The organism is Arsenophonus sp. ENCA, from assembly GCF_002287155.1.
Taxonomy (GTDB): domain Bacteria; phylum Pseudomonadota; class Gammaproteobacteria; order Enterobacterales; family Enterobacteriaceae; genus Arsenophonus; species Arsenophonus nilaparvatae.
In genome coordinates, this window is the sequence record NZ_NHNG01000487.1 from 1 (window position 1) to 5,413 (window position 5,413).

Genomic DNA, 5,413 nt, shown 5'->3' on the forward strand with positions numbered 1-5,413 from the left:
AGGTAACCATCTGGGCAGATACCGGTTTTCAAGGTATAGATAAACAGCATCCTAATACACAAATCCCAAAAAAAGGAACTCGAAAAAGACCTTTATCGCCTGAACAAAAACAAGAAAATAAAATAATCTCGGGCATCCGTATTACAGTTGAACACGCCATCGCGGGTATCAAGCGCCTCGGTTGCATGACCCAAATTTTACGGAATCGTAGACCCTTTATTGATGATACCTTCTTACTCCTTAGCGCAGGTCTTTGGAATTTCCATCTCAGAACAGCGTAAAATTTACTTCAATCACCGAAACACCCTTATTTCACTATTAAGCAACACGCTTAATGTAAAACATTTCTTCCCATGGTTTGTTATCGATAGGGCGAGATTCTAATTTACTCATAACAATATTATGTTCTTTCAATACTAATAATGCATCGACTAAAGCACCGGCATGTTGGCTGGTCGCGATCAATAATGTAGTTTTAGCGGGAATTTGCTCTGATACTTGTACTGCATCACGTGCGATAATAATAAAACGGGTCATATTATTCGATTGATTGGCTATATTATGTTCTAAAATGGTCAAGCCATATAACGCGCCGCCAATTTCACTACCCAATGCAGCCACTTTAGCTGAATTAATTTTAGCCACTTTTTGCATAGCACTGGAACTACTATCGCAATATTCAATTTTCCAATTAGGGTATTGTTGTAGAAATTGATTACATTGTTGAAATGGTTGTGGATGGCTATATACCGTCTCAATATTTTCTAATGGTACTTTAGTTATTGCTAGTAGGCAGTGATTAATAGGTAAACGCATTTCGCCTACGATTGAAAGTGGAGTGGTTTGTAGTAAATCATATACATCATTAATTGCACCTGAACTCGAATTTTCTATAGGTAAAATGCCGTAATCAGCTTGCTTTGTCTCGACTAAAGCAAAGATATCTTCGAATTTATCACAACTACATTCAATTGATTGGCTGAAATGACGGCCTGAATATTGACGTGCTGCAAGATGAGAATAGGATCCATTAGGGCCTAAAAAAGCAATTCGGCCAGAATTATTTGGTACCGGATTTAAGTGTTGCTGAAAAACAGCCTGCTGTGTTAACACGAAATCTTGATTGATAGTTTGAAAAAGGCGCGTGATATAAAAGCTATCTAGACCTTGTTTTTTCCCTTCAGCGATTAATCTATTTAGCAATTGCTGTTCATCGTTTGCCTCATTAATAGGCTGATTTATTTTTAATTTAGCGTCAGCGACATTAGTTGCTAAATGATGTCTTTCCGCCAATAAATTTAATAACAAACTATCAAGTTCATTTATTTTTTTCTGCATATTTAATAGATTAGATTTATTATCCATAATGATTTTCTCTGGTTGTATTTTTTTATTTTTGGGCGATGAATGATAATAAAAAAACGCCTTTCTGATAATTATAAAGAAGCCAACAAAAACTCAGTGAATATAACGATTAAGCTTAATTATTAATCCTGTTTTCAATCAGTATGAATTATGAAGCTTATTTTTATGTTAGGCAAAACAAATAACATAATAAAAAACGCACTATTAAAAGTGCGCTTGGAGAAAGATAAAATGTCGAAATGGTTATTACAAGGCGGCAAGATCTATCTCTTTTGCGGCTGGATAAGCACGCCTGGCCTCATTTTTATGTTGACGCTTATTAAGTTGTTTCTCAAGTTTAGTTATTAATTCATTGGTTGCAATATAAAAATTACTATGCTTTGCGCTTGCAAATAATTTTCCATTAGGTGTTGTGAATATTGGCGTCGACAATAAACTCTTGAGGCTCTTTTGACAGCACAATGTGAGGATTAATTAAAGAAACTTGCCATTTGCTAAGTTTATTCAAACGTTCTTCGATGTGGTGACGTATAGCAGGTGTAATTTCTATGCATTTGCTTGTTATACTAACCATCATATCGCTACCTCACTTGTCATTGAGTTATGGATATTTTTAGAATAGCGATATTAATAGAAAAAAAGTGATCTTGATCGGTTTTATTTGGTCTCTAGTTAAAGTAATAGTGAGATTGTGATGCATTATCAAAAAAAGATGCTTGCTACTTGCATAAGATACTGGTTTTTTGCATTATTACTTGATTGAGCTATTTTTATCGGTTTAAAAAGTTAGCATCTGGCTAAAACTCTTTTTACTATTAAAGTTAAAAACAGCAAAATAGCTTTGCTGTTTTTAATCAATAGCTTCTAACGATTATTTCGCCTCTAGGCAGGGTTAGCTGCGATTAATTCTGCAACCTTATTTTTTTCCTGTGTTAAACCTAACTTATTATAGGCTATTTCCATGTATTTTAATGCATTGCGTGTTGACTGGGTATCGGGATAATTTTTTAGCATCTGTTCAGTGCGATTAATAACAGCAACATAAGCACCACGTTTATTATAATATTTAATAATAGCCAGTTCATATTTTGCTAAACGCTCTTTTAGGAAGGCTAAACGTTTGCTAGCATCTGTTGCATACAGACTATTTGGATAAAAACGAACCAATTGACTAAAGTCTCTAAAGGCTACAATTGCATGTTGTGGATCGCGATCTGAGCGATCAATACCAAAAAAATCTTGTAGGGCACTATCGTCTAACGCTTGTGCTGTAAGACCGCGCATATACAAAACATAGTCAATATTGGGATGTGTTGGATTCAGACGAATAAATCGGTCAATGGTTGCTATCGCTAATGGCAGCTCCGCTGATTTATAGTAGGCATAAATCATATCCAGTTGAGCCTGTTGGGCATAAGGGCCAAATGGATAACGATTATCAAGGGTTTCCAATAATTTAATTGCCCCTTTATAATTACCGTTTTGTAGTTTCTCTTGACTGCTGGTATAGATATCAGTGGGAGAGCTTTCTGGTACAGTATCCTTATTGCTGGAGCATCCGGTAACAAGTAAACTCAATGTGGCTGCTGCCAGCAGATATTTTATACTTCTAATCACGTGGTTATTTCCTCTGAATGTTTTTGGGGCGATCTCCATAAAGCCCCTAACGGAATATGAGTTACAATAGCACATATTTTAATTAAAACGGCACTGCCGTCAAAATGTAAACTTTACTGTAGATAATTTTATGGCTCAACAATTACAACTCCAGGCGCAAATTCTAGAATCACAACCTGGCCAACGTTTAGACCAGGCATTAGCTGAATTATTTCCTGATTATTCTCGCTCACGAATAAAAGAGTGGATTTTAGATAATAGAGTGCAGGTAAATGGCAAAATTATAAATAGGCCGAAAGAAAAAGTATTTGGTAGCGAACAAATTGCCATTGATGTACTTATTGAAGAAGATATGCGCTGGCAGCCACAAAATATTCCATTAAATATTGTTTATGAAGATGACGAAATAATTGTCATTAATAAACCTCGTGATTTAGTGGTTCATCCTGGAGCAGGGAATCCTGACGGAACGGTACTAAATGCACTTTTATATCGCTATCCTGAGATTATTAATGTTCCACGAGCGGGGATCGTTCATCGGCTTGATAAAGATACTACCGGATTAATGGTTATTGCAAAAACGATTCCTGCCCAGACTCATCTGGTTGAAGCTTTACAGCTAAGAGAGATTACGCGTGAATATGAAGCGGTAGTAAATGGTCGTATGACTGCTAGTGGAACGGTAGATGAACCTATTGCTCGTCACCCAACTAAGCGAACACATATGGCCATTCACCCGCTGGGCAAACCCGCTATTACCCATTATCGAGTAATGGAGTATTTTCGCGCTCATACCAGGCTTAGATTAAGGTTAGAATCGGGTAGAACGCATCAAATTCGTGTTCACATGGCGCATATTAATCATCCTTTATTTGGCGACCCAGTATATGGTGGCCGTCCACGCCCATTAAAAGGTGTTTCGGAAGAATTTCGTCAAGTTATGAACAATTTTGATCGTCAGGCTCTCCATGCCACGATGTTACGTTTATATCACCCTCGTACAGGTATTGAAATGGAGTGGCACGCAGATATTCCTGCAGATATGGTTATACTAATTAATATACTCAAAGCAGATGCCATGATGCACAAAGATGAGATGGATTGGTAAATGGATAGCTTAATATATCCGGACTGGCCGCAACCTAAAACAGTCATGGCTTGCAGTACAACCCGTATTGGTAGCGATAGTTTGCCACCTTATGACAGTTTCAATCTAGGGTTACATGTCGGAGATCAAACGAGATTAGTGGAGCAGAATCGTAGTAGCTTAATGAAAATTGCCCAACTACCAACGCAGCCTTACTGGCTTAATCAGGTACATGGCACGCATATTATCGATTTGGCTAACGAAAAAAATGGTAATCGACAAGCGGATGCTGCATATAGTAGCGAGCGAGGACAGGTATGTGTCGTGATGACGGCAGACTGTTTGCCTGTTTTACTCTGTAACCAACAAGGCACGGAAATTGCTGCCGTACATGCTGGCTGGCGCGGTTTGTGTGACGGGATCCTGGAAAAGGCAATAAAACAATTTAAATCACCGGGTTCCTCTATTATGGCCTGGTTGGGACCGGCAATTAGTGCGGAAAAATTTGAAGTAGGTAGTGAAGTCAGCAACTGTCTTGACCAACAAAATTACGTAGTAACCTGATGGTAGGATTGTAAGCGTCATTGGAACCACACAGTGCGCTGCTGCGTGGTTTAAGGTAAGGTGATTTTCCAGGGTAGTAGTGCGTTCCAGTCGATATCCTCATCTGGGTATTTTAGCGCCGTCAGCAGCGCCAAAAGATAATCGTACGGGTTAAGTCCATTGATACGTGCACTTTCCACCAAGCTGTACAATAGCGCGCTGGCATGGGCACCCGATTCCGTATTGGCAAACAGCCAGTTTTTTCTACCAATTACAAAAGGCTTTATCGCCCGTTCGGCGCGGTTGTTGTCGATACTCAAACGACCATCCTCCAGATAGCGCATCAGCTTTGGCCATTGTTTTTGACAATAACCAATGGCTTTACCCAGATAGCCTTTCGGGAGCACCTTCGTCTTTGATAGCCAGGCTTCAAACTCCTCCATCAATGGACGCGCTTCGCTCTGTCGCCGTCGGTAAATCTCTTCAGGAGAAAGCCCTTGACACGTTTTTTCTATCCGGTACAGTTTCTGAATTAACCCTAAGGCCCAAATGGCTTTGCCTACTTTGGTATTCGGCTGGGCTCGCCGAGCCTCTTCAAATTTACGGCGCGCATGCGCCATGCAGCCAACGAGTTGAGCTTCCGTGCCATGATAACCCGCGTAGCCATCAACTTGCAGATACCCCGTATAGTTTACCAGGAATTCGCTCGGGCAACGCCCGCTGCGCGAGTCTTGGTAGTCGTAGATAACCAGGTGCGGCGTGTTATCTTCCACATTTCGCACATCACTGCCGGTGCCATAC

6 protein-coding genes and 1 pseudogene are annotated in these 5,413 nt (G+C 39.6%); 3 read left to right on the forward strand and 4 right to left on the reverse strand.

The window, feature by feature from the left end; all coding sequences use genetic code 11:
- Positions 1–281, forward strand: a 281-nt coding sequence (locus CBG25_RS12920) for a transposase family protein (protein WP_290603775.1), incomplete at its 5' end; no start/stop codon positions are given.
- Between the two features lie 37 nt (positions 282–318).
- Here the strand turns inward: CBG25_RS12920 and CBG25_RS12925 are convergent.
- The 3 genes and pseudogenes from CBG25_RS12925 to bamD all read right to left on the reverse strand — a co-directional run bounded on the left by CBG25_RS12925 (position 319) and on the right by bamD (position 2,982).
- On the reverse strand, positions 319–1,365 hold the full coding sequence (locus CBG25_RS12925; protein ID WP_290607104.1) for a chorismate mutase: 1,047 nt from the start codon (positions 1,363–1,365) through the stop codon (positions 319–321).
- Between the two features lie 246 nt (positions 1,366–1,611).
- A pseudogene (gene raiA / locus CBG25_RS12930) lies at positions 1,612–1,942 on the reverse strand (ribosome-associated translation inhibitor RaiA).
- Between the two features lie 305 nt (positions 1,943–2,247).
- The gene (gene bamD / locus CBG25_RS12935; protein ID WP_290607106.1) at positions 2,248–2,982 is read right to left on the reverse strand and encodes an outer membrane protein assembly factor BamD; all 735 of its coding nucleotides are present in this window, start codon (positions 2,980–2,982) and stop codon (positions 2,248–2,250) included.
- 130 nt (positions 2,983–3,112) lie between these two features.
- Between bamD and rluD the strand changes: the two genes are divergently transcribed.
- Both rluD and pgeF read left to right on the forward strand, forming a co-directional pair.
- Entirely contained in the window at positions 3,113–4,090 is a 978-nt protein-coding gene (gene rluD, locus CBG25_RS12940) for a 23S rRNA pseudouridine(1911/1915/1917) synthase RluD (protein WP_290607109.1), read from the forward strand.
- A complete protein-coding gene (pgeF, locus tag CBG25_RS12945; protein ID WP_290607111.1) occupies positions 4,091–4,633 on the forward strand; it encodes a peptidoglycan editing factor PgeF in 543 nt (180 codons plus the stop codon). It begins immediately after the preceding gene.
- A gap of 50 nt (positions 4,634–4,683) precedes the next feature.
- On the opposite strand, the gene CBG25_RS12950 is transcribed toward pgeF, so the two are convergent.
- The coding region (locus CBG25_RS12950) for an IS66 family transposase (protein ID WP_290604254.1) at positions 4,684–5,413 on the reverse strand (730 nt) is incomplete at its 5' end.

Coding starts and splice junctions, on each gene's coding strand:
- CBG25_RS12925 (WP_290607104.1), bottom strand. CDS start 1,365: ATGGATAATAAATCTAATCTATTAAATATGCAGAAAAAAATAAATGAA.
- rluD (WP_290607109.1), top strand. CDS start 3,113: ATGGCTCAACAATTACAACTCCAGGCGCAAATTCTAGAATCACAACCT.
- pgeF (WP_290607111.1), top strand. CDS start 4,091: ATGGATAGCTTAATATATCCGGACTGGCCGCAACCTAAAACAGTCATG.